This window comes from Arthrobacter oryzae, from assembly GCF_031454875.1.
GTDB lineage: Bacteria > Actinomycetota > Actinomycetes > Actinomycetales > Micrococcaceae > Arthrobacter > Arthrobacter oryzae_D.
This window is the reverse complement of record NZ_JAVDRQ010000017.1, coordinates 57,007-80,523: the sequence shown is the minus strand read 5'-3', so window position 1 is coordinate 80,523 and position 23,517 is coordinate 57,007. Positions and strand designations below refer to the sequence as shown.

22 protein-coding genes and 1 pseudogene are annotated in these 23,517 nt (G+C 66.4%); 10 read left to right on the top strand and 13 right to left on the bottom strand.

The genetic code is table 11. The features are described from left to right. Positions 1–84 precede the first annotated feature (84 nt). Positions 85–657: an ArsR/SmtB family transcription factor gene (locus J2805_RS22715; RefSeq protein ID WP_309980289.1), complete on the bottom strand. Its 573-nt coding sequence runs from the start codon at positions 655–657 to the stop codon at positions 85–87. Positions 658–812: 155 nt separating this feature from the next. Here J2805_RS22715 and J2805_RS22710 point away from each other — a divergent pair, with 155 nt between their 5' ends. After that, positions 813–1,307 (top strand): hypothetical protein, encoded by a 495-nt coding sequence (locus J2805_RS22710; RefSeq protein ID WP_309980288.1) that lies wholly within the window; start codon positions 813–815, stop codon positions 1,305–1,307. A 51-nt stretch (positions 1,308–1,358) separates the two neighbouring features. Here the strand turns inward: J2805_RS22710 and J2805_RS22705 are convergent, their stop codons facing one another. Next, positions 1,359–2,570: an acetoin utilization protein AcuC gene (locus J2805_RS22705; RefSeq protein ID WP_309980287.1), complete on the bottom strand. Its 1,212-nt coding sequence runs from the start codon at positions 2,568–2,570 to the stop codon at positions 1,359–1,361. 104 nt (positions 2,571–2,674) lie between these two features. Between J2805_RS22705 and J2805_RS22700 the strand changes: the two genes are divergently transcribed. Together J2805_RS22700 and J2805_RS22695 are read left to right on the top strand one after the other, a co-directional pair. Then, on the top strand, positions 2,675–4,108 hold the full coding sequence (locus J2805_RS22700; protein ID WP_309980286.1) for a TrkH family potassium uptake protein: 1,434 nt from the start codon (positions 2,675–2,677) through the stop codon (positions 4,106–4,108). Further along, positions 4,101–4,787, top strand: coding sequence for a potassium channel family protein (locus J2805_RS22695; RefSeq protein ID WP_309980285.1), 687 nt, complete (start codon positions 4,101–4,103; stop codon positions 4,785–4,787). Before J2805_RS22700 ends, J2805_RS22695 begins: the two co-directional genes overlap by 8 nt. 94 nt (positions 4,788–4,881) lie before the next feature. On the opposite strand, the gene proC is transcribed toward J2805_RS22695, so the two are convergent. The 9 genes from proC to J2805_RS22655 form a co-directional block, all read right to left on the bottom strand. Then, positions 4,882–5,715 (bottom strand): pyrroline-5-carboxylate reductase, encoded by an 834-nt coding sequence (gene proC / locus J2805_RS22690; RefSeq protein WP_309980284.1) that lies wholly within the window; start codon positions 5,713–5,715, stop codon positions 4,882–4,884. 508 nt (positions 5,716–6,223) lie between these two features. Then, complete coding sequence (locus tag J2805_RS22685; RefSeq protein WP_396134465.1) at positions 6,224–7,147, bottom strand: RNA polymerase sigma factor; 924 nt, start codon at positions 7,145–7,147, stop codon at positions 6,224–6,226. Continuing rightward, positions 7,123–7,506, bottom strand: a complete 384-nt coding sequence (locus J2805_RS24020) for a sigma factor (protein WP_396134464.1) — start codon at positions 7,504–7,506, stop codon at positions 7,123–7,125. Before J2805_RS24020 ends, J2805_RS22685 begins: the two co-directional genes overlap by 25 nt. Before the next feature lie 18 nt (positions 7,507–7,524). Beyond that, a complete protein-coding gene (locus J2805_RS22680; protein ID WP_309980283.1) occupies positions 7,525–7,866 on the bottom strand; it encodes a YciI family protein in 342 nt (113 codons plus the stop codon). 135 nt (positions 7,867–8,001) lie between these two features. Further along, on the bottom strand, positions 8,002–8,838 hold the full coding sequence (locus tag J2805_RS22675; protein WP_309980282.1) for a sugar phosphate isomerase/epimerase family protein: 837 nt from the start codon (positions 8,836–8,838) through the stop codon (positions 8,002–8,004). A 1-nt stretch (position 8,839) separates the two neighbouring features. Further along, complete coding sequence (locus J2805_RS22670) at positions 8,840–9,976, bottom strand: Ppx/GppA phosphatase family protein (RefSeq protein WP_309980281.1); 1,137 nt, start codon at positions 9,974–9,976, stop codon at positions 8,840–8,842. A gap of 81 nt (positions 9,977–10,057) precedes the next feature. Next, a complete protein-coding gene (locus tag J2805_RS22665) occupies positions 10,058–10,507 on the bottom strand; it encodes an SseB family protein (protein ID WP_309980280.1) in 450 nt (149 codons plus the stop codon). A gap of 255 nt (positions 10,508–10,762) precedes the next feature. Next, positions 10,763–13,501, bottom strand: coding sequence for a type I DNA topoisomerase (gene topA, locus J2805_RS22660; RefSeq protein ID WP_309980279.1), 2,739 nt, complete (start codon positions 13,499–13,501; stop codon positions 10,763–10,765). A gap of 107 nt (positions 13,502–13,608) precedes the next feature. Beyond that, positions 13,609–14,244, bottom strand: a complete 636-nt coding sequence (locus J2805_RS22655) for an ArsR/SmtB family transcription factor (RefSeq protein ID WP_309980278.1) — start codon at positions 14,242–14,244, stop codon at positions 13,609–13,611. Positions 14,245–14,323: 79 nt separating this feature from the next. Between J2805_RS22655 and J2805_RS22650 the strand changes: the two are divergent. After that, positions 14,324–15,586, top strand: a pseudogene (locus tag J2805_RS22650) (MFS transporter); the annotation flags it as partial. Between the two features lie 162 nt (positions 15,587–15,748). Here the strand turns inward: J2805_RS22650 and J2805_RS22645 are convergent. Next, a complete protein-coding gene (locus J2805_RS22645) occupies positions 15,749–17,398 on the bottom strand; it encodes a DUF7059 domain-containing protein (protein WP_396134467.1) in 1,650 nt (549 codons plus the stop codon). Positions 17,399–17,561: 163 nt separating this feature from the next. Here J2805_RS22645 and J2805_RS22640 point away from each other — a divergent pair, with 163 nt between their 5' ends. The 5 genes from J2805_RS22640 (at position 17,562) to J2805_RS22620 (ending at position 21,681) form a co-directional block, all read left to right on the top strand. Further along, positions 17,562–18,920, top strand: a complete 1,359-nt coding sequence (locus tag J2805_RS22640; RefSeq protein ID WP_309980276.1) for an NYN domain-containing protein — start codon at positions 17,562–17,564, stop codon at positions 18,918–18,920. Positions 18,921–19,091: 171 nt separating this feature from the next. Then, a complete protein-coding gene (locus tag J2805_RS22635) occupies positions 19,092–19,553 on the top strand; it encodes a hypothetical protein (RefSeq protein ID WP_309980275.1) in 462 nt (153 codons plus the stop codon). Positions 19,554–19,595: 42 nt separating this feature from the next. After that, a complete protein-coding gene (locus J2805_RS22630; RefSeq protein ID WP_309980274.1) occupies positions 19,596–20,483 on the top strand; it encodes a hypothetical protein in 888 nt (295 codons plus the stop codon). Continuing rightward, complete coding sequence (locus tag J2805_RS22625) at positions 20,483–21,049, top strand: hypothetical protein (protein WP_309980273.1); 567 nt, start codon at positions 20,483–20,485, stop codon at positions 21,047–21,049. The genes J2805_RS22630 and J2805_RS22625 overlap by 1 nt, the downstream gene beginning before the upstream one ends. A gap of 92 nt (positions 21,050–21,141) precedes the next feature. Beyond that, a complete protein-coding gene (locus J2805_RS22620) occupies positions 21,142–21,681 on the top strand; it encodes a DUF6023 family protein (protein WP_309980272.1) in 540 nt (179 codons plus the stop codon). An 81-nt stretch (positions 21,682–21,762) separates the two neighbouring features. On the opposite strand, the gene trhO is transcribed toward J2805_RS22620, so the two are convergent. Next, entirely contained in the window at positions 21,763–22,656 is an 894-nt protein-coding gene (trhO, locus tag J2805_RS22615; protein ID WP_309980271.1) for an oxygen-dependent tRNA uridine(34) hydroxylase TrhO, read from the bottom strand. 153 nt (positions 22,657–22,809) lie between these two features. On the opposite strand from trhO, the gene J2805_RS22610 reads away from it, so the two are divergent. Then, on the top strand, positions 22,810–23,502 hold the full coding sequence (locus J2805_RS22610) for a GNAT family N-acetyltransferase (protein WP_309980270.1): 693 nt from the start codon (positions 22,810–22,812) through the stop codon (positions 23,500–23,502). Positions 23,503–23,517 lie beyond the last annotated feature (15 nt).

Sequence of the window (23,517 nt, the reverse complement as noted above, 5' to 3'; positions counted from 1 at the left end):
CGCCGCCCTGCCCAGCCAGGTAGCAGCAGGTGTCGTTTTGAGGGCTCAAAACGACACCTGCTGCTACCTAGTTGGGTTTGAGGGCTACTTTTTGCGGCCGAACTTCGGCAGGTTGGCGATGAGGTCGGCGGCCTTCGTGGCAGCCCGGCCCACGGTGCGGCCGATCTGCTGCGGCACTGAGTCGTCCCCGGCGGTGGCCACCGGGATGGCGACGGCCGGGCTCAGCTGCCCGCCCGCGGAAAGCCCTGGCACGTCAGCGGCAGCCGGGCGGACCGCGCCGCCAGCGGCGGGTACGGGCGACGGCGCCGCGGGCTCGGCAGCCTGCCCGGTTTTTTCCTCCAGGATGCGGGCGGCTGGCGAACTGGCGGCCGGTGGGCTGACGACGGCGGCACGCGGGCCGACGTCGAACGTTTCCAGCCAGCTGGCGACGCCCGCCAGCGGTTTGGGGTTCAGCGCGTAGTAGCGCTTCTGGCCCTGGGCGCGCATGCTGACGAGGTCGGCTTCGCGGAGCACCTTCAAATGTTTGGAGATGGTGGGCTGGCTGGCATCCAGTTCCTGTACCAGCTCCCCCACTGCTTTGTCCCCCGAGCGGAGGGATACCAGAATGTCACGCCGGGTTGCCTCAGCAATGACGGCAAATACGTCGTCTGTCACCATGTGATCCACCCTAGCGACATATACGCCGGATGGCATCCACTATTTCGCCCCGCGCACAAAGGCCATTGCCCCCTACCAGCCGCGGTGCTAGAACGGACTCACGGTTGCCCCGGGCTGTCCGGCTGCGGCCGCACAAACATGAGGGGTGGGTGGCCATGGATTTCCTGCGCCAGCAGCTGTTCAACATCATCGCTTTTGTGTTCCTGGGCCTGTTCGTGGCGGTCTGGGGCTCCGTGCTGCTGCGCGTGGGGTTCTGGGTCCCGGACGGCAGGACGGTCGCACCGCCGCTGAACGGGGCGCTGGTCACCGCTGCGGGGGTGCTGGCCACGTCGCTGAGTTCACTGACGGCGTCCGCCCTGGGCTTCACTATTGCCGAGGTCCGCCGCGACGAAGAAACCCGCCGTGACCTCCAACCCGGCGACGCGGACACTGGCGTTGCCGTCAATGCCGCCGAAGTCACCGCCCGGCTGTCCGGGCGGATCGTGGCGGCGGTAGTGGTCTACATGGTGATGGGACTGCTTGTTCTGGTGCTCTGGCTGTTCAAGGGAACCGCGTCCACGGACCTGATCGGCGCCTTCGCACTGTCCCTGCTGGGCTGGCTCATCGGCGCCGCGGGAGTGGTGTTCCAGACGGAGAAGCCGCTCGCCTAGCCCAACCCGGGACCAGGACCTGGCCGAACCAGGAACTATTCAAACCGGGACTTAGTCGAACCAGGGGTCCAGGCCGTACAGCGGAAACACTTCCTTGCGCGTGGCCATCACCGAGCGGTCCACTTCGTCATTGGGATCGAAGCCGACCTCCCACGAACGCCACCACAGGTCCACGTCGTCGCCCATGAGCTCGGGCGCGGACACACCGTACTTGTCCTGGACATACTGCCGCCAGTCCTCGGGAACCGGGGTGCGGAGCGGTACCGGCCGGCCGGCGGCGACCGCAATCAGGTGGCTCCAGGAGCGCGGCACCACGCCGATCACGTTGTAGCCGCCACCGCCCGTGGCAATCCAGCGGTTGCCGCAGTAGCGGGCAGCAAGATTCCCGACGGCGGTGGCTGCTTCGCGCTGGCCGTCCACACTGATGTTGAGGTGCGTAAGGGGATCCAGCCGGTGCGAGTCGCAGCCGTGCTGGCTGACGATCACCTCGGGTTCGAACGCGCCGATCAGCTGCGGCACCACCGCATGGAACGCGCGCAGCCAACCGGCGTCACCCGTTCCTGAGGGCAGGGCCACGTTGACCGCGCTGCCCTGCGCGTTGGGGCCGCCGATCTCGTTGGCGAAGCCCGTACCGGGGAACAGCGTCAGCCCGGTCTCGTGCAGGGAGATGGTGAGGACCCGGGGATCATCCCAGAAGATACTCTGCGTCCCGTCCCCGTGGTGGGCGTCGACGTCGATATATGCCACCCGCTGCACACCGCCGTCGAGCAGTTTCCGGATGGCCAGGGCGGCGTCGTTATAAATGCAAAAGCCGCTGGCGTGGTCCCGGGACGCGTGATGCATGCCGCCGCCGAAATTTACTGCCCGAACGGCGCTGCCGTCCAGGATCGCACGGGCCGCCAGCAGTGAACCGCCCGCAAGCCGGGCACTTGCCTCGTGCATCCCCGAGAAAGCGGGGTCGTCCTCCGTGCCGAGGCCGCGCTCCGGGTCGGGGACGTCGGGGTTCAAGCTGACGCGCCGGACTGCCGCCACAAACTCGGGGCTGTGAACGGTGCACAGCTCGTCGTCGCCGGCCACGTCCGGGGCAGCCACGGTGACGTGCCCCAAGTCCAGCAGGCCCAGGCTTTGGGCCAGGCGTGCAGTGAGCTCCATGCGCTCCGGGGCCATCGGGTGCCCGTAGCCGAAGTTGTACGCAGTCATGGCCATGTCCCACACCACCGTCGTTGGCAGGGCGGGCTGAGCGAGTCCGGGCAGGAATGTCATCAAGGACAGGCTACCCGAGCCTGGTAGCCGATATTCCCGGTCATCGCGCGGAATATAGTGGTTTACTACTGAAGGAAGCAGTTTCAACCGAGGAAAAGCCGCACATGACGCAAAGCCAGCCGAGGTCCAAGAGCCCGGCTAACTGGCATCCCGGCATGCCGGAGCGTGAAGGCCTGTGGATCTTCACCGGCATCCGCGACTTCATCGACAATATCGCCAACACGTCGCCGGCACGGCTGGCACTGACTGCGTTCGGTGTCGTCATCCTCGTCTTCACAGCGCTCCTGTCCCTCCCGGCGTCTTCCGCCACCGGCGACTTCACCCCGCTGCACCAGGCCCTCTTCACCGCCGTGTCCGCAGTCTGCGTCACCGGCCTGACTGTCGTATCCACCGCTGTGCACTGGTCCTTCTTCGGCCAGCTGGTCATCCTGATCGGCATTTTCGTGGGCGGCCTGGGCACTCTGACTTTGGCTTCGCTGCTGGCACTCATGGTCAGCAAGAAGCTCGGCGTGCGCGGCAAGCTGATCGCGCAGGAAGCCATGAACAACGCCGGCCGCCTGGGTGAAGTGGGCACCCTGCTGCGGATCGTCATCACCACCTCAGTGGTCATCGAAGCCATCCTCGCGATTGCCCTCATCCCCCGGTTCCTGACGCTGGGCGAAAGCTTCCCCCAGTCGGTCTGGCACGGCGTGTTCTATTCGATCTCCGCCTTCAACAACGCCGGTTTCACCCCGCACTCGGACGGCATCGTTCCCTACGAGACGGACCTGTGGATCCTGATCCCGCTGATGCTCGGTGTCTTCCTGGGCAGCCTCGGCTTTCCGGTGGTGATGGTGCTGCAGCAGAACGGGCTGAACTGGAAGAAATGGAACCTGCACACCAAGCTGACCATCCAGGTGTCGTTCATCCTCCTGGTGGCCGGAACCGTGCTGTGGGGGCTGATGGAGTGGGAAAACATGCGGACCATCGGGTCCATGGACGTCGGCGACAAAATTACGCACTCGCTATTCGCCTCCGTCATGACCCGGTCCGGCGGTTTCAACCTGGTGGACCAGAACCACATGGAATCCACCACCATGCTCCTCACCGATGCGCTCATGTTCGCCGGCGGCGGCTCGGCGTCCACGGCCGGCGGCATCAAGGTGACCACCATTGCCGTGATGTTCCTGGCCATCGTGGCCGAAGCCCGGGGCGACGCCGATGTGAAGGTCTACGGCCGCACCATTCCGCAGGGAACCATGCGGGTGGCCATCTCCGTGATCGTAGCCGGCGCCACGCTGGTTTCCGTTTCAGCCTTCATGCTGCTGCACATCAGCGGCGCTTCCCTGGACCGGGTGCTGTTCGAGACCATCTCAGCCTTCGCCACCGTGGGCCTCAGCACCAACCTCAGTGCTGAACTCCCGCCGTCGGGCGTTTATGTCCTGTCCGCGCTGATGTTTGCCGGCCGCGTGGGCACCGTTACCCTCGCCGCTGCCCTGGCCCTCCGCCAGCGCAGCCAGCTGTACCACTACCCGGAAGAGAGGCCCATCATTGGCTGATTCCTCAGGCGCCGTAAACCGCCCCGCCCACAACGCCCCCGTGCTGGTGATCGGGCTGGGCCGCTTCGGCTCGTCCACGGCCGAACAGCTGGTCAAGCAGGGGCGCGAAGTTCTGGCAATCGAGCGCGACCGCACCCTGGTGCAGAAGTGGGCCCCGGTGCTCACCCACGTGGTCGAGGCCGATGCCACCAACATCGACGCCCTGCGACAGCTCGGCGCGCAGGAGTTCAGCTCCGCCGTCGTGGGGGTGGGCACCTCCATCGAGTCGTCGGTGCTGATCACCGTAAACCTGGTGGACCTCGGGATCCAGCACCTCTGGGTCAAGGCCATCACCCCGTCACACGGCAAGATCCTCTCCCGGATCGGCGCCAACCATGTGATCTACCCGGAGGCCGACGCCGGTGTTCGTGCCGCGCACCTGGTGTCCGGGCGGATGCTGGACTTCATCGAGTTCGACGACGACTACGCGATCGTGAAGATGTACCCGCCCCGGGAGACTGTCGGGTTTACCCTGGACGAATCCAAGGTCCGGTCCAAGTACGGCGTCACCATTGTTGGCGTGAAATCACCCGGCGAGGACTTCACCTACGCACGGCCGGAAACCAAGGTGTCCTCCCGGGACATGCTGATTGTGTCCGGGCACGTGGACCTGCTGGAACGGTTCGCCGCCCGGCCGTAGTTTTGTCCGGGCCGTAGTTTTTGTCCGGATAGAGACTCGGAACCCCCGTTTTGGCCTCAGTATCCGGACAAAAAACCCAGCAGGGGCGACCCGGTTACGCGAGCTGGGTGGTGATCTCGGCTGCGCGGGCTGCCGCAGCGCGGGCGCCGTCGGCGATGATCGCCGGCATGCCGCGCTCGTCGAACGTGGCAATGGCGCGTTCGGTGGTGCCGTTCGGGCTGGTCACGGCCTTCCGCAGGGTGGACGGGTCCGCCCCGGGCTCTGCCAGCATGAGGCCGGCGCCCGCCACGGTTTCCCGGGCCAGCAGCAGTGACAAATCAGGATCAAGCCCGAGTTCGACGCCGGCGGCTGCCATCGCCTCGGCCAGGTAGAAGGCATAGGCAGGCCCCGACCCGCTGATGGCTGACAGGGCATCCACCTGCTCCTCGGGCACCTCCACCACTGTCCCGGCACCCCTGAGGATGTCCTTGGCCAGCTGCAGCTGCTCGGCCGAGCAGCTGGTTCCCGGGGATACGGACACGACGCCCCGCCCCAGTTTGGAGGGAGTGTTCGGCATGGTGCGGATCACCGGCTGGCCGGCCGGCAGGGCCGCCTCAAGCTGTGCGATGGACACCGCGGCGGCCACGCTGAGAACGATGGTCTTCGGGGACAATGAACCGCTGATCTCCCGCGCCAGATCGGTGATTCCCACAGGCTTGACGCCGAGGATCACGACGTCGGAGCCGGTGGCCGCCTGCTTGTTGTTGTCCGGCTCCTCTTCGCCTGCGATGGCCGTAATGCCGTGATGGCGTTGGGCAAGTTCGGCCGCACGCTCCGCACGCCGGACGGTCGCCACGATGTCAGCCGGGTCCGTTCCTGCCTCCAGCATGCCGCTCATGATGGCCTCGTTCATGGATCCACAGCCAAGGAATGCGATTCGGTTGCTCATTGGTCCATCATTGCAGTTCGGCCCGGGTTGTCGCATCCGGGGTTTGCTCTCTGGACCCGCGGCCGCCGTGGGCGGGGGGCGGCGCGGGCCCCATTCACAGGTGGCTCACATGCTTGCCGCAGCTTCCTCACAAAGTGCGCCCCTACCGTAGTACTTACCTCATTGAGGGTGCGAGTGATGAGGCAAGCATGGGGATGTTTGCCCGGCACCGGTGGTCCACAGCAGGTTTCCCCCATTTTCCTGCCACGGCCGCCGGTGCTTTCGCTTTTAAGCGGTGCTTTCGCTTTTTAGCGCTTGCCTAAGACATCGCCGGGTATTGCCAGCCTACGCACAGGGAAATTTGCTGGAACACCCAAACTGCCTCTGTAGCTTGGAAAGTGCCTCACCGGTGCGAGTGATGACAGCCGGTTCCACGGAACCGGCGCGGCGCCGGGCGGCTGCCGAAGGGTTCCCCCAATTCCTTCGGCAGGACCGCCCGGCGTTTTCGCTTTAAGCCAGGCTTTTGGGCTCAGTCCCCATCAGGCAGCTCGTGGAGCCGCCCCTCGAGGAAGCGCCGCTCAGCCGCGTTTCCTGCCAGTCCCAGGGCGTCACGGTACGCAACCCTCGCTTCCCGGACGCGGCCCAGGCGCCGAAGAAGGTCCGCCCGTACGGCGTGGAAAAGCCCGTAGCCTGCCAGGTCCAGCCCCTCCACCAGCCCGAGGGCCTCTGCCGGACCATGCACTTCGGCAACGGCCACTGCCCGGTTGAGCGCCACCACGGGACCGGGTGAGAACTGCAGGAGCTGATCGTACAGCGCCAGGATCTGCTCCCAGTCCGTTGCTTCGGCTGACGCGGAGTCGCTGTGGACCGCGTTGATGGCGGCCTGGACCTGGTACGGTCCCGGCCGGTTCCTGCGAAGGCATTGCCGCACGATGGACTGGCCCTCGGCGATGAGCTCCCTGTTCCACAGCCGCCGGTCCTGGTCCGCCAACAGCACCAGACCGCCGTCGTGCGTCAGCCTGGCCGCGCGCCGGGCCTCAATCAAAAGCAGCAAGGCAAGAAGCCCCTGGGCTTCGGATTCGTCCGGCATGAGCGAAACAAGGAGCCGCGCCAGCCGGACCGCCTCCGCACAGAGCTCTTCCCGGATCAGCGCCCCGCCGGAGCTCGCGCTGTAGCCCTCGTTGAAGATGAGGTAGACGACGGCGAGCACGGCCGTCAAACGTTCCGGCAGCTCCGCGCCGGTGGGCACACGGTAGGGAATCCGGGCATCCCGGATTTTCGCCTTGGCCCGGACCAGCCGTTGGGCCATGGTTGATTCGGGTACCAGGAAAGCCCGGGCGATCTCATCGGTGGTCAGCCCGCCAAGGAGCCTGAGGGTCAGCGCCACTCGCGCGGGGGTTCCGAGGGCCGGGTGGCAGCACGTGAAGATCAGACGCAGCGTGTCATCGCGCATCTCAGCCTCCTCCGCCGGCTCATCCCGCAGCAGTCCTCGGGCGCCATGCCGGAGGCCTCTCCCGTGCGGGAGTGGAGCAGGGCGGCCTGGGCATACTTGTCGTGTCCGGCGGCGTCCCGCCGGAGCCGGTCGATGGCCCGGTTCCGGGCGGTGGTGATGATCCATCCCGCCGGGCTGGGCGGGATGCCGGCGGACGGCCAGCGCTGTACCGCCGCGGTGAAGGCGTCCTGGACTGCGTCCTCGGCGATGTCGATGTTGCCGAAAACGCGGACCAGGACTGCCACGGCGCGGCCGTACTCCCTGCGGAAGATGCGGGATATCTCAGCTGAGGAATCGCCCGCGGAACCGGGTCCGGTCATTCGGGTGCGCCCGAACGCCTAGTGCTGGACGGGGCGGACTTCGACCGGCAAAGTGACGATTTTCGCCAGCCTGCGTCCCCAATCAAGTGCGGCGTCGAGGTCATCGACATCTATGACGGTGAACCCGCCGAGGTGTTCCTTGCCCTCGGTGAAGGGCCCGTCCGTGATGAGCACGTCGTCCCCTTCTTTTCGCAGGACGGTGGCGGTATCCGCGGGATGGAGTCCGGCGGCGAACACCCAGGCGCCGGCCGCCTTCATCTCGTGGTTGAGGCGTTCCAGGTCGCGCATGATGGGCTCCAGGAACTCCGCATCCGGTGCGGGACCGTCGGGCTGGTAGATGCTGAGCAGGTACTGTGACATTTGGGTTTCCTCCTTGAGGATTCGGCCGGCCGGGTGCCGGCGTCTCACCTTCTATACGAACGGGCCCTGCCCGTATCGACACCCAACGTTGACACTTTCGTCGACACCCGAGGCATGTTTCCCGCGATACCTTGCCTAGGTGTCCCTCGCACCGACCAGCGGGCGGCTGAGGTGCTGCCGGGCAAACCTCAGTGTTTCGTTCAGCCACTGCTCGCGCTCCCCCGCAAACTTCGCCCGCCGGGTGGAGATCTCCGCCACCACCACGCCGTCGAATCCGCTGCCGGCCAGGTGCTGCAGGGCCTCGGCGCAGCCCTGGTTGCCGCGCCCGGGAATCAGATGTTCATCCCGCCCGGAGCCGGACCCGTCCGTCAGGTGGATGTGCCGGAGTTTGCTGCCCAGGGCCTTTATGGCCTCCACGCTGTTGACCCCCGCGGTGGCGGCGTGCGAGAAGTCCCACGTGACGTCGTCGTAATCCTGCCCCAGAGGGTCCCAGTGCGGCAGGTAGGCAACGGTTTCCCGGCCGCGCACCCGCCACGGGTACATGTTTTCGACAGCGATCCGCACCTGGTACATGTCGGCGAGCTGGCGGATGCCGGCGGGAAAATTCTCCGCATAGTTGGTCTGCCAGCGGAACGGCGGGTGGACCACCACGGTGCCGCATCCCACTTCCCTGGCCATCCGGCAGGACATTTCGATCTTGTTCCAGGCCGATCCCCACACCTTTTGGGTCAGCAGCAGCGTGGGCGCATGAATGGAGACGATCGGCTGCCGGTAGCGGTGGCTGAGCTCCAGGAGGGAATGCGGGCTCTGGCTGGTGGCATTGTTGGTGACCATCACTTCCACCCCGTCAAAACCAAGGTCCTGCGCCACGGCAAAAGCATCGTGCACGCTGAGCGGGTAGACAGAGGAGCTGGACAGCGCCACCGGGATCGTGGGGTTCTCTTCAGGGGAAAGTTCAACGCCGTCGCTCATCTCAGTCGGCCCTCCCGCCTGAGGCGGCGGCAGGGGCCGGGATGTCGGCGACGGCGGCCGGGGCCGGGATGTCGGAGACGGAGGTCGAGACGGCGGCCGGGGCCGGGGCCGCTGCGGTTGCCGGGGCCGGTACCGCGGCGGTGCCGGACGTAGCCGGGGCGGCAGCAACCGGCGGAAGCGCGGTGTGCGATGCCGGCTCAAGGGGTCCCTCGAAGATCAACTGGTCCAGCCGGCGAAGGATGAGTCCCTCGCGCAGCGCCCAGGGGCAGATCTTGACCTTCTTGAATTCGAAAAGCTCCAAGGCCGCCTCAGCCACGAGCGCTCCCGCTAGGAGCTGGTTGGCGCGGGCTTCGGAAACGCCCGGGAGGTGCAGCCTGTCCTCCGTTTTCATGGCCGAAATCCGCTGCGCCCAGATGCCAAGGTCCGTTGCACCCAGTTCGCGCTTGACGTACGGTCCGGCCACGCTGGGCGCCGCCCCTGCAATCCGGGCCAGCGAACGGAAGGTCTTGGATGTCCCGGCCACCACGTTGGCCCTGCCCAGCTCGTTGAAGCTCCGGACGGCAGGTTTGAGGGTTGCCCGGATGTAGCGCCGGAGTTCCTTGACGCTCTTCGCCGAGGGCGGATCCTCGTCCAGCCAGTCCCGGGTCAGGCGGCTCGCCCCCAGCGGAACGGAGGTGGCCAGCTCCGGCAGCTCGTCCTGGCCCAGCGCCATTTCGAACGAACCGCCGCCGATGTCGAGGTTCAGGATGGGGCCGGCACCCCAGCCGTACCAGCGCCGGACGGCAAAGAACGTCATGGACGCTTCCTCGCTGCCGGTGAGCTCCTGGAGCGTGACGGTGGTTTCGTGCTTGACCCGGGCCAGCACGGCGGGCCCGTTGGTGGCTTCGCGGATGGCGGATGTACAGAATGCCAGCAGATCCTGGGCTTTGTGTTTGGCAGCGAACTCCCACGCTTCGAGGACGAATTCGATGAGTTCATGCTGGCCGGCGTCGTTGATGTTTCCCTCGGCATCGAGGAACTGCACCAGCGAGAGCGGGCGTTTATGTGAGGCGAAGGGCACCGGCCGCGCGCCGGGATGCGCATCAACCAGGAGCAGGTGGACAGTGTTTGAACCGATGTCGAGGACGCCTAGACGCATTCTGCCATTATTCACCGATAGCGAGCCGCCGACGCAAATGCGTCGGCGGCTCGCTTGTCCGGGTCGGGATTACAGCTGCTGTTACTCGGCTGCTGCTTCGTCGGAACCGTCGGAAGGCTGGTCCGCGCGCTTGAAGTCGCGCCGGATGTTGGCCACGCCCTCGGGGTCGATTTCAAAGCCGAACGCGCTGCCGGGATTGATCACCATACCGAGGTCGTCGCCAAGGTTGCCGATAATGGCGGCGCCCTGGGTGCCCAGGACGTTGGGGGCCGCGTCAAGGAACTGCTGGTCCACGCGGCTGGGGTGCGAGAACACGGCCAGCACGGGCTTGCCCTCGGCGTTGGACAGCACCAGAGGTTCGACCTGCGCGTCTTCGCCTTCGAGGGCGTCAGAGCTGATGATGTAGACCTCGTTGTTGAGGAAGGACAGGATGACGTCCACCGGGTTGGCATCCGGGTGGTCACCTGTGGCGAGCTTCTCTTCGAGGTCGTTCAGGGGCTGGATTTCCGCGGGTGCAGGCTGTTCAGTCATACATCTACTCGACCACGTTTCCCGGGCGGGGCGCAATTCCTATCACCATCCGCCTGCCGGATGGGAAGAATCCGGCAGGCGGGACGTCAGGCGTGGGCCCACACCGTCCGGGTTCCCTGGCCGAGCTTGCGAGGCAAGGGAGACGATGGGGCGAACGAGCGAGCACGCCTGGGCCCACACCGTCCGGGGTTCCCTAACCGAGCCTGCGAGGTTAGGGAGACGGTGGGGAGGATTCATCCCATCCGGGGCCTCCCGTTACTTCTTGGCGGCTGCCTTCTTCTTTGCCGGGGCCTTGCGGGCGGCGGGACGCTTGGCCGGGCCCTTCGCACGCTTCTCCGCCAGCAGTTCCACGGCCTGTTCCCGGGTCAGTTCCTCGAGGGACGTGGCACGGGGAACGGTGATGTTGGTGATGCCGTCCGTGATGTACGGGCCGAAGCGGCCTTCCTTCACCACGATGTTCTTCTCCGAAACAGGGTCCGGACCGAACTCGGCGAGCGGCGGGACGGCGGCACGGGCACCGCGCTGCTTGGGCTGCGAGTAGATCTCCAGCGCCTGCTCCAGCGTGATGGTAAAGATCTCCTCTTCGGAGCCGATGGAGCGCGAGTCCGTGCCCTTCTTCAGGTACGGGCCAAAGCGGCCGTTCTGCACCGTGATCGGGTTCCCCTCGGCATCCTGGCCCAGGACCCTCGGAAGGCTCATGAGCTGCAGCGCCTCATCAAGGGTGATGGAATCAACGGTCATCGACGCGAACAGCGAACCCGTGCGGGGCTTGGCCTTGACGGGCTTCTTCGGCGGCTTGGGCTTGCCGTTCTTGTAGTACTCCACCGGCTGGTTGGCCAGCTGCTCCTCGGTCATCTCCGGAATGATCTCCGTGACGTAGGCGCCGTAGCGGCCGTTCTTCGCCACAACCGTGTGGCCCGTGTGCGGATCCTCGCCGAGGACGCGTTCTTCCGGAGCGGCGGTCTCCATCAGCTCGATGGCCTTGGCAGCCGTGAGCTCATCCGGTGCCAGGTCCTCGGGGACGTTGGCGCGGGCGGACTCAACAACCTCACCGGTCTTCGGGTCCACCGTGGGGACGGTGCTTTCAAGGTACGGGCCGAACTTGCCGACCCGCAGCGTGATGCCTTCGGCAATGGGCACCGAGTTGATCTCCCGGGCGTCGATTTCGCCAAGGTTGTTCACGATGCTCAGCAGCCCGGGGTCTGCGTCTTCACCGTAGTAGAAGTGCTTGAGCCAGGCGGCGCCAACGGCCTGGCCGTTGGCGATCTTGTCCAGATCACCTTCCATGTCTGCGGTGAACTCGTAGTCCACGTAGTCATGGAAGTGCTGCTCCAGCAACCGGATCACCGAGAAGGCGATCCAGCTCGGCACCAGCGCGGAGCCCTGCTTACGCACATAGCCGCGGTCCTGGATGGTGGAGATGGTGGAGGCATACGTGGACGGGCGTCCGATGCCCTTCTTTTCCAGCTCGGCCGTCAGCGACGCTTCCGTGTAGCGCGGCGGCGGCGAAGTCTCGTGGCCCACGGCGATGATGTCCGCGGCGGTGAGGGAATCGCCCTTGGCCACGTTCGGGAGGCGGCGGGCTTCCTCGGAATCGTCGTCGCCGCGGCTTTCGTCCTTGCCTTCTTCGTACGCGGCGAGGAAGCCGGGGAAGGTGATGACGGTGCCGGAGGCCGAGAACTCCGCGTCCTTGCCGTCAGCCGTGCCACCCACAGCCACAGCGCCGAGGCGGATGGTGGCCGTGGATCCCTTGGCGTCACCCATCTGGGAGGCGACGGTGCGCTTCCAGATGAGCTCGTAGAGCCGGAATTCGTCGCCGGAAAGCTGCTTGGCGACCTGCGCGGGGGTGCGGAAGGAGTCACCAGCGGGGCGGATGGCCTCGTGGGCTTCCTGCGCGTTGGCTGCCTTGCTGGTGTAGACGCGGGGCGACTGCGGCACGTACTCCGGGCCGTACAGTTCCGAGGCCTGACGGCGGGCAGCCGTCACGGCTTCGTCACTCAGCGCGGACGAGTCCGTACGCATATAGGTGATGTAGCCGTTTTCGTAAAGGCGCTGGGCCACCTGCATGGTGCTCTTGGAGGAGAACCGCAGCTTTCGCCCGGCTTCCTGCTGCAGAGTCGAGGTGGTGAACGGGGCGGCCGGCCGGCGGGTGTACGGCTTGGTGTCGACGGAGCGGACGCGGAACTCCGCGTCCTGCAGCCCCGCCGCGAGGGAAGTGGCGAGTTCCTCGTTCAGGTGCGCGACATTGCGCGAGGTGAGGACGCCGTCGTCGTTGAAGTCACGGCCGCTGGCCACCTTGGCACCGTCAACGGCTGCCAGCTTGGCCTTGAAGGAGCCGGCGTCTGCGCCGAACTGGCCCGTGAGGTCCCAGTAGGAGGCCGCCTTGAATGCCATGCGTTCGCGTTCGCGGTCCACCACCATGCGGGTGACCACGGACTGGACTCGGCCGGCGGACAGGCCGCGCGCCACCTTGCGCCACAGGACGGGGGAGATTTCGTAGCCGTACAGGCGGTCCAGGACGCGGCGGGTCTCCTGGGCGTCCACCAGCGCCGAATCCACGTCGCGCAGGTTGCCCATGGCACGCTGGATGGCTTCCTTGGTGATTTCGCCGAACGTCATCCGGTACACCGGAACCTTGGGCTTGAGCACTTCCAGCAGGTGCCACGCGATGGCTTCGCCCTCGCGGTCCCCATCGGTTGCGAGGTAAAGTTCGTCGGCGTCTTTGAGCGCCGCCTTGAGCTCAGTCACCTTTTTCTTCTTGTCCGGGGACACCACGTAGTACGGCTTGAAGTCGTTTTCGATGTCGACGGCGAACTTGCCGATGGAGGTTTTCTTGAGCTCGGCGGGCAGTTCCGAAGGCTGCGGCAGATCGCGGATGTGACCGATGGAGGCCTCAACGATGAAGCCCTCGCCCAAGTACTTGGCGATGGTCTTGCTCTTGGCCGGAGACTCCACAATCACGAGTTTCTTGCCGGTTTTGGCCTTGCTTGGCACGGTGCTCCTACAGAAAAAGGTTGGCTCGGGCAGATGAGCCCATACTCGCCTAGTTCACCATATTTTGGAGGATGATGCGCATTCATGTGGAAAACAGGTGCCGGGAATCACTTACGGTCGTCCGGAATCAAGGACCACATTGTGGCCATGCGTTCAGCCCCTTCAGGGACGTGGTCCGGATCTTCAAGCTCGTATTCCTTGAGCAGTCCAAAGACCTTCGCGGTCAGTTCCGAGCGCTGTGCCGGGGTGAGGTACAGCAGGTTGCTGGACAGCACCACGAGGCCCGTGGATTCGGTCAGCTCACTGTCCTTCCTGCGCTGGTCCCTAACTTTGGCGTACGCACTGACCCTGCGCCTGAAGGCATCCAGCTCCAGGTCGAGGACGGCAAACTCGGGGCTGGCCACTCCCCCGCCGGAATTGATGGTGAACTCCGACCCGGCAGCGCGCCATCGCCGTTCCCGTGCATCGCCTGCGGTGGCCGCGGGTTCCACGATGCCCCACTTCTGCAGGGCGCGCAGGTGATAGCTCATGGCGCTCGGGGTCAGGCCTGTCTGCGCGGCAAGCTCCGTGGCAGTCCGGCTGACCTGCGTGGAATACAGCTCCGAGATCACTTCGAGCCGTGCCGCATGGGCAAGCGCGCGGATGGCCTTCGGATCGGTTATCTCCACCTTCTTCTCCGGCCGCACCCTGCGTTTGGCGCCCTCTTGCGCGGTTGGCTCCATCTCGGGAGTTTCTGCGTTCACTCCTCTATTCTATCGATCATCGGCCAACTCTGAAAGAAACGCTTGACATTCTTATGGGGCGGGGAGTAGTTTCGCGGACATGGGGGACTCGTCCGGGCAATCGCCTGCCTTACTTCGCGAAAATGCACCGCTCTGGCGAAACCGGGACTTCCTTTTGGCAAGCAGCGCCCGCTTCCTGGCTGCCGCCGGCATGGGGGCGGTTCTTGTCAGCGTGATGCTGCATTTGCAGGCGGCTGACGCGGCCGGAACGGTTCACTTGGCGGGCTCCTGGCTGGTTGCCCTCTATCTTCTGTGTTCCGCCCTGCCGCTGGTGGTCCTCGCCCCGTGGGCCGGCAGGCTGGCGGACACCCGGGATTCCCGGATGCTCGCGACGGCGGCTTCCGCCGGCAGCGCCGCCGCCGTGGCAGGCATGGGCCTGAGCATGCACTACCTGGAGAACTACATTTCCGCGCTCTTCACGCTCACTCTCGTGCTCAACGCCTGCCAGGCGGTGGCAGGGCCCACATGGCAGGCGCTGTTGCCCCGGATCGTCGGTGAGGAGCGGACACCCCGCGCGGTCGGCACCATGCAGGCGACCATCATGATCGCCGGGATGGCCGGACCTGCGGCGGGAGGGCTGCTGAGCGGCTGGGGCGGATCTGTACTGGTGTTTTCCGTGGCGAGCGCCTGCTATGTCGCCATGGGGCTGGGTGCCCTCCTCATCCGGACGCGCAGGGGAACAGCGTCCGATCTCGCGGGCCGGAACCGGCCCGCCCTGATGGACGGGCTCAGACTTATCCGGCGGGACCGCCTGGTGTGGGCGCTGGTGATCGGCGCCCTGTTTTTCATTGCCGTGGGGGAAGCGACCAACGTCCTTGAGGTGTTCCTGGTCCGGGGCGAGATGGGCGCCTCGGAAACGCAATACGGCCTGCTCGTTGCCGCTTTTGCCCTGGGAATGTCTGCCGGGGCCGCCTTGGCCGGCCTGATCAAAACTCCCCCGGCCCGGCTCCGCATCCTGCTGGGATCCATGGCACTGACGTCTGCGGTTCTGGCCTGCATCGGGCTGGTGCCGAGCATGGGCATAATGTTTGTCGCCTACACCGGGATGGGAGTCTCCTGCGGCGTCCTCAACGCGTGCTTCGGGGCGATCGTGATCCTCCGGATCCCCGAAGAAGGCCGGGGCCAGGCAATGTCCATGATCGGAGGCCTCACCCGGGCGGTCACCATTGCGGCGTTGGCCCTCGGCGGGCTCCTGGGCGCGCTGCTGCCCGTCCGCTCCGGCTTCCTGCTGATCGGCGGAACCGGCGCGGTTGTTTCGCTGGCCATCGCCATCACCGTGTTATTGCGATTCGGTTCCCAGGACCTGGCACCGGCCCGCCCGGGCGATGCCGGCCAAACTGGTTCCGACACCGATGACCCGGACGGCCCCGCTCCCAGCGGCGCCGCGGCGGCCAGCCCCGCGGGGCCCCGCCCCGAGGGGGACAGTCCAGCGGGCACGGCGGTTTCGGGCGACGCGGCTCCCGGTTCAGGCCGGCAGCAGGAATCCGTCGCGGACCAGGTTCCGCACCTCGGCGAGAAGCCCGCCACGGAATGCGTCCCCGTCAAACCCGTCTCCCCCACCCAGCAGCGCTTCGAGGGCGCCGATGATCTGCCCGACGGACAGGTCGCCGTCGCACGCTGACACGAAACCTGCCAGCTCAGTGCTCAGCAGGTTCGTGCGGCGGAGCCCGGCGCCCTGTCGCAGCAGGATCACGCCAGGGTGTTCCGCTCCCGGCCGCTGATGCCGTTCCTCGGTGACGTCCTCTGCCACCAGCAGGTGCGCGTCGTGCAGCTCGTTGGCAGCCAGCCAGTCGGCCCGCTCCACCGCTGCGCCCAGATGCGGGCCCACGGGCTGTTCGATGGGATACGTAATTTCCTCGAACCGGCTGATGACTGGCCGGGCGCCGTCTGCTGGGTGCCGCAGGTAGATCATGCCGAAGCCGATCCCCGTCACGTTCCGCGAGGCGAAGTCGTCAAGGTAGGCGGCGTAGGCATCCTGGTAGTGCTGACGGTCGCGGGCTTCGGACGCGTCCTGCAGCCACGTCTCGGCGTACTGTTCCGGCCCCACCAGTTCGCGCTGGATGAACCAGGCATCCACATCCGGACCGGCCCAGCTTTGCGGCCGTTCCGACCAGGACGTTCCCGCTGCGACCTCCCAGTTGCCCAGGAGCTGGGCTGTTCCGGCCGGAGCGAGGACCGACGGCAGTGCCCGGACCAGCGAGGCGACGATATCGTCGCCAGGCAGGCCGCCGTCGCGGTACGTGAACTGGTCCGCGGCAGCCTCGCCGAGGCTCCGGGGCGTGATGACGAACGGCGGGTTGGAGACCACGAGGTCGAAAGTCTCGCCGGCCACAGGTTCCAGCAGCGAGCCCAGCCTCAGGCTGACCCGGCTTTCGGGGCTGGCCGGATCGATGTGCAGTGCCTCGGCGTTCAGGAGCAGGTTGAAACGGGTAAAGGCCAGCGCGCGGGCGGAGATGTCCGTGGCTGTCACGTGCTCCGCGTGGTGCAGCAGATGGAAGGACTGGATGCCGCAGCCGGTGCCCAGGTCCAGTGCCCTCGCCACGGGCCGGCGGATCGTGGTCCGCACCAGGGTGGTGGAGGCCTGTCCGATCCCCAGGACATGGTCGTGGCGGAGGACACCGGGCTGCTGGTGCGCCGCGAGGTCGCTGGCTACCCAGAGGTCGGCGCCGCCGCTGCCGTCCGTGTCAGTTGTGGCGTCACCTGTGGCGTCACCGCTCCAGCCGTACGGCCGCAGGTCGGCCTTCGCCCTGACCACATCCGGATCAGAACCGGTCTCGGCCGCTTCGACCAGCCCCAGCGCCAGGAGGCCCTCCGTGCGGATCTCCGGAAGGGCGGCGTCGAGCACGTCAGCGCGCTGGGGCACAGCCAGCAGCCAAAGGCGTACGACGGCGGCAAGCGCCGCGGCGTGCCGGTCACCCTTCTCGGCGGCTTCGGTGGCAATCAACGCCGGGATGAGCTGATCGCGGCCGAGGGCAGCGTTGGCGGACTCACCGAGCAGCTCTGCCACACCGTCCACGGTGTATCCGGCGTTGCGCAGGTCCCTGGCGAGGGCGGACAGCAGCTCCGGGAGGTCGCTGCGGGGGGCGTCGGGAGTGTTGCCGGCCGTGAAGTGCATAGGTGTTTCAGTCACCGTGCAAGTCTATGGTTCCAGCGCCGCCCTCCATGCTGAGTTTTCGGGCGGCGGGTTGGCTGGGTTATCAGGAGGGCGCCAGTTGTGGTGGCCATGCTGTGACCCGTCTGCGGCCGGATTGTCGGCTGCACCACTTATGCTTCTGAGCATGAGCCGCAAAAGTGTGATCTTCGTTGACGCAGGGTTCCTCCTGGCCACGGGCGGGCTGCGGGTCACCGGGAACTCACTGCGTTCGGCGTTTTCCGTCCAGTACAAGAGCCTGGTGGACGGAATCCAGGATTTTGTGAGCGACCGGGACAGCCGGGACCTGCTGCGGATGTATTGGTATGACGCCGCCAAGGACGGCCTTTTCAGTGACGAACACAAGCGGATCGGCCTCCTTCCCGGAGTCAAGGTCCGGCTGGGGCGCATGTCCTACAACGGCGAGCAGAAGGGCGTTGACCTCAAGCTCGGGCTGGACCTGGTGGGTGTCGCCCGGAACCGTTCGGCCGACGTCGCCTACCTGCTGTCCGGCGACGACGACTTGGCCGAGGCGGTGGAAGCAGCCCAGGACCTCGGCATGAAGGTGGTGCTGCTGGGGATCGAAAACCAGGGTCACCGGCTGGGAGTCACCGCGGTAGCGGAGCACCTGGCGCTGCAGGTTGACGACATCGCCACGCTGCCGCAGTCGCTCCTGGACCGCTGCTTTGCCAAGGCTGCGCCGATGACGGCTTGGGCCATCGCGGAACCGGGGGAAGCGGCTGGCGACGCCGCCGACCGGGCCGGTGCCGCCGGAGCGGCTGCTGATTTTCCCACTGAGGCTGACGTGGCGGCGTACGCCGCCCCGCCGGTTGCGGGCAGTATCGTGGCCAACGGTCACAGTTCAGTTCCTGGGCCGCGTCCGGTCCCCCGCCCGGGTGCCCTCCCCGGTATGGCAGGCGCCGGTTCCGGTATTCGTGCAAGTGCCGGTGCGGGTTCGGGTCCGGTTGCGGCAGGGGCAGCGTCGGCAGCCGGCTCGTCCAATGCCGGCGCCCTGTCCGGCGGCGCGTCCGAAGCTTCGGGGACGGCCGGTCCCCCCGCCCCTCCCGCAACCGGCACGGCAGGTCCAGCCGGCACGGCAGGTCCAGCCGGCACGGCAGGTCCGGCCGGCACGGGAGGGAGGCCGGTGCCCAGTCCGGGCCCCAGGCGCGTCCAGCCGGACGTGCGGCCGGTGCCGAACGCCGGCTCCGTTCGCCGCGAGCCTGTGTATTCGACCGAAACCGGGGCCCCGGCGGCCCAGAGCCCCTGGTTCGACCTGGTGGAAAGTGCAGAAGCGGTGGCTGTCAGCCTGGCGGACAACTGGCACGGCAGCGTCACCCAGCGCGAACTCAACGAGCTCCTGGCCGAGCGGCCGCTCCTCCCGCCGACCATTGACCGGGTGCTCATCAAGGACTGTGCCGCGAAGATCGGCGAAGCCAAGACGGACCTCCAGGACATCCGCAAGGCCATCCGGGCAGCATTCTGGCGCCGTCTGGATGAGCTCGTGTAGCTGCACCGCTGTGGCGAGCCCTGCTGCGGAAGGTCGCGGCTCCGGTCCTTGCCGGTGCACCACGGCCCACCGTGGCCCCATGGAACTGATAGCCGGCCAGCCTTTTCCGGAGGCCTCCGGGCGCCAAAGCACGCGTCCGAGCCCACGGGCTCCAGCCGGTAAGTTGGACGTATGCTTTCACGTTTATTCGCGCCGCAACGGCTGATTCCGCTGAGGCACATCGTCGGCACAACAGTTGCAGGCAGCTGCCTCATAGTGGCCGCCTCGGCCTGCTCCTCAGCGGTTTCCATCGGAAACGCCGACGTCCCGGAGTGGAAGGCCACGGCGCTGCCCACGGCCAGTGGAACCGTGCTTGAGGATGCCGGCAAGATCCTCAACCGCGAGCCGCTGGTGAAGGACGCGGCCGACGTTCCGGCGGGGACCTACACGCTCACAATGACGTGCGACGGCGGGGGCAAGGCCTTCTTTACCGTGACCTCGGGCGGCAGCAAGATTGCGGAAGCCGGGGCCGCCTGCAACGGCAGCCGCGAGCGCGCCAGAATCACCGTTCCTGCCGCCGGCACCGTGCAGATCAGCGCGTCCAGCGTGGACGCTCCGCTCCTGTACGCCTATCATCTGGCGGCAGGAAGCTAGCTGTGACTTGCGCCGTGGGCGGCGGTGCGTATGCTCAGGGACATGTCAGCTCTTTGGGGGAAGCGGATAGTTCGCGTCGCTGCGGTTGTGCCGGTTCTGTGCGTACTCGGTGCGGGCCTGGGCGGCTGCGAATACAGCACCGACGTTGACACGCCGAGGGACGCAGCGTCCGGCCCGCCGTCCAGCGCCAGCCCCAGCACCAGCACTGACAACCGGGGCACGCCGCCCAACCGGTCGGACCCACAGGACCCACAGGATTATATCGACGCGCTGGCGGAAGTTCTGGGCCCCCCGGACGGGAACGGGCTGCCCTACGCCTCAGGGGGTGCGGCCTCGTGGACCGAGGAGGTCCCCACCGGCGAATACTTCCTGACGGCGGCCTGCGTTGCGGCGGCGGGGGCCGAACTGGTGGTGCGCCTGGGGAACGCTGAGCCGGAACGCACGTCGTTCCGGTGCGGAATGGGCAAAGTGGTGTACCTGGACCACAAGGGCGGCAGGATCAGCGCTGAAGTTGTGCCGCCGGCCGACTCGCCGTACGTCTTCACAGGCGTCAAGCTGGATCCGGATCCGGCGCCCCGCGGCCCCTCGGCCGCCGAAACAACAGCCTGGGCGGCCGGAGAACTCGGACCTGTGCAGGCCGGTGAGTTCCGGGGCTATCCGTGGGCAGGAAATTGGCATCATTCCGGCCCTCCGGCGGAGCCGGGAACACTGACCTTCACGTTCGTCTGCGAGGGACGGGCCACGGTGGACGTCACCGTTCTCCGACCCAAGGGTGAGGATCTGTTCCAGGGCAGCAGCCTTCCCTGCGGCAGGCCCTTTTCGGCCGACTTTCCGGTGGGCCCCGAGGGTGTCATGGTCATGGTGGACTCGAACAACCATCCCCTCCAGGCCGCGTACAGCCTGCTGCCAGCTGCCGGGAGCGGGCAGTAATGGCGGACCGGGCACCAAACCGCGCAGTTTTGCTGCTGGCCGGTACCCTGATGGTCGCCGGCCTGGCCGGCTGTGAATACGCGGACGACGTCGGGGCGGACCCGTCACGCGGCGCCAGCCGGACGGGCAGCGGCGTGGCCTCAGCGGTGCCGCTGCCATCCGTGGATCCGGAACGTGAAGCCGAACTGGGCCGCAACATGGCCGCTCTGGAACTGGCCCTGGTGGAGGTGCCCATCGGTCTGGGCGGAGCTGCCGGGGGAATCAGCGGGCAGGGAAACAGCGAGGGCGGGTTGGAATTCACAACCAGCGTGACCGAGACGGCCACCTACAAAATCACCGCCGTCTGCATCGGTTCGCCCCATGCCACGCTGTCGGTCAGGTCCCCTTCCAGCAACGCACTACTGGAATTCACCACTCCCTGCGCCGAAGTATTCAGCCGCGACGTTGAGCTCCGGCCGGGACCCCTGACTGTCCGCCTGGTGGCGGTAGGGGACGGTCACCTGCGGGCCGCTGGTGGTGTGATGCGTATCAGCGACGCAGCAGCTTCTTCCTCTGCTCAGCCCTGACCGATTTCCTTCCGACATACAGCCCTCAGTGGCCAGGAAAGCTGCCGAGGCGTGCTCTGGTTTGAGGATGGCGGCAGGCCTAAAGTCAGAGTATGCACACCGTGCAGGCACCCCTGGTGCCACGGCGGACGGCCGCGGCGGCCGCCGTCGTGCTTTCCGGTCTGCTGGCCGCAGGGGCGGCGCTGAGCGGCTGCGAGTATGTGTACGACGACGGCCGCGGGCCGCTGCCAAGCGCTACCGCCCCGACCTTCACGGACGCGGCGCTGCCGCAGGACCCGCGGCGGAACCTGCCGGTGTCCGGTGCGGAACTCGACGCCTGGGTGGAACAGGTACTCCCCGAGACGGCCGGCCAGGTTTTCCACACGGGTTTCGGCCTGCTGAAGGCGGGCACCACACGCCACGAAAGCACCGGGCATCTGCCCAGCGGAACCTACTCGCTGACCCTGGCCTGCAAGAGCGCCCGCAGAGTGTCCTTCACCGTGCGTGACGGCGAGTTTGCGCTGGTGGACCTGAGCCTGCGGTGCGGCACATCCAGGGTGAACGTGATCCATGTGTCCGAGGACTCCGTGCTCAGCATGGAAGTGGCCGCCCAGTCCGCCGCGAACTTCGCCTACCGGGTGAGCCGGATCTGAATGACATGGCTGCCGCGTGGGTCCGGTGCCGGACCGGACGCATAACCCCGGGCGAGACCCCGAGGAGCCAGGGAACCTGAACTAGGCGGCGCAGCCTTCGGGGCAGCGGAGAGTCTCGGGGCTGGAGGCGCACTCCGCACAGTACAGCGTGAGCGTGCGGCAGCTGGGGTTGGAGCAGTTCTCGAACTTGCTGGTGGGGGCCGTACAGCGCACACACTCGCCGATGGTCTTGGCATCCTCACTGAATTCGAGGTGCATGCGCTTATCGAAGACGTAGAGCGAGCCTTCCCAGAGGCCCTGATCCTTGAACGTTTCGCCGTAGCGGACGATCCCGCCGTCGAGCTGGTAAACCTCTTTGAACCCGCGGTTCACCATGAGGCTGGAGAGCACTTCACAGCGGATGCCGCCGGTGCAGTAGGTGACCACCGGTTTGTCCTTGAGGGAATCGTATTTGCCCGAGTCGAGTTCCTTGATGAAATCGTGCGTGGTAGCCACGTCCGGGACGATCGCATCCCTGAACTTGCCGATCTGGGCTTCGAACGCGTTGCGGCCGTCGAAGAACACCACGTCCTCGCCGCTCTCCTTCTTGGCGTCCACCAGTTGGTGAAGCTCTTCGGGCTTGAGATGCGTTCCTCCGCCGACAACGCCGTTTGCGTCCACCCTAAGCTCCCCGGGGGCACCGAAGGAGACAACCTCATCGCGCACCTTGACGCTGAGCCGCGGGAAGTCCTCTGCTCCGCCGTCGGACCATTTGACGTCAATGCCATGGAAGCCCTTGTACTCGCGTGTTGTCTTCACGTACTGCTTGACGGCGTTCAGCTCGCCGCCGACGGTCGCGTTGATGCCGTCCTTCGAGATAAGGATGCGTCCGGTCAGGCCGAGCTTCTCGCAAAGGGCGCGCTGCCACAGGCGCACGGCGTCGGGGTCGGAGATCGGAGTAAAGCCGTAAAAGAGAACAATTCGGTTCAAAGCCACATTTAAGGGTACTTGGTCCTTCAGGTGCCGGAACCAGATGCCGGGACCGGGACCTTGGCCGCAGCCGCCGGCCCGGGTCACAATTCAATAAGCAAGCCCACTTCCCGGACCCTACCCCTGTTGCTTGTGGCATGGCTGGAATACTCTCGTCACATGAGTCCAGACGCCATGGTTGAAGACATCACCCGCCTCGTCGAGATCTGGGTGACCGGATGGGCCGGTTGCCGCGGCTACGAGACGCGGACAGAAGGCCGCTTCCCGGCCGCGCTGCGGGCGGACACCACCAAGGAATGGGAATATTTCGCCCACGATCCCTCGGACACTGAATTCGCTGAACTTGCAGCGAAAACGGCTGAAGCCCCGGCACGGATCCTCACCGTCCTCACCAATGACGTCGCGCGATATACGTACCTGGCCCAGCAGCAGGGCCTGAACGTCACCTCCGCTTCCCAAACCATGATGATCGTGGACATGGAGACGCAGGACTCCGAAGATCCGTGGCTGTCGGACGATGACCTGAAACTGAGCACGTTCACGAAGGACGGCGTCCACCATGCCGTAGTGCACGCCGGCGAATCGGTGGCGGTGAGCGGTCGCGTGTTCGTGGTGGGTCGTACTGCCGTTTTCGACAAGATCGTCACCGAACCCGACTATCAACGGCGTGGGCTGGGAAGCTTCATCATGAAGGCCTTGGCGGCGCAGGCCTTCGAGCACGACGTGGTAAACGGCCTGTTGCTGGCATCGCTGGACGGACAGAAGCTGTACTCCCACCTGGGCTGGACAACCCTGTGCCACGTGCTGATGTTGTCCGCGTCGGAAGAGGGCGCTGACCTTTCCGTCAGCTGACGCCCATCCACCGAC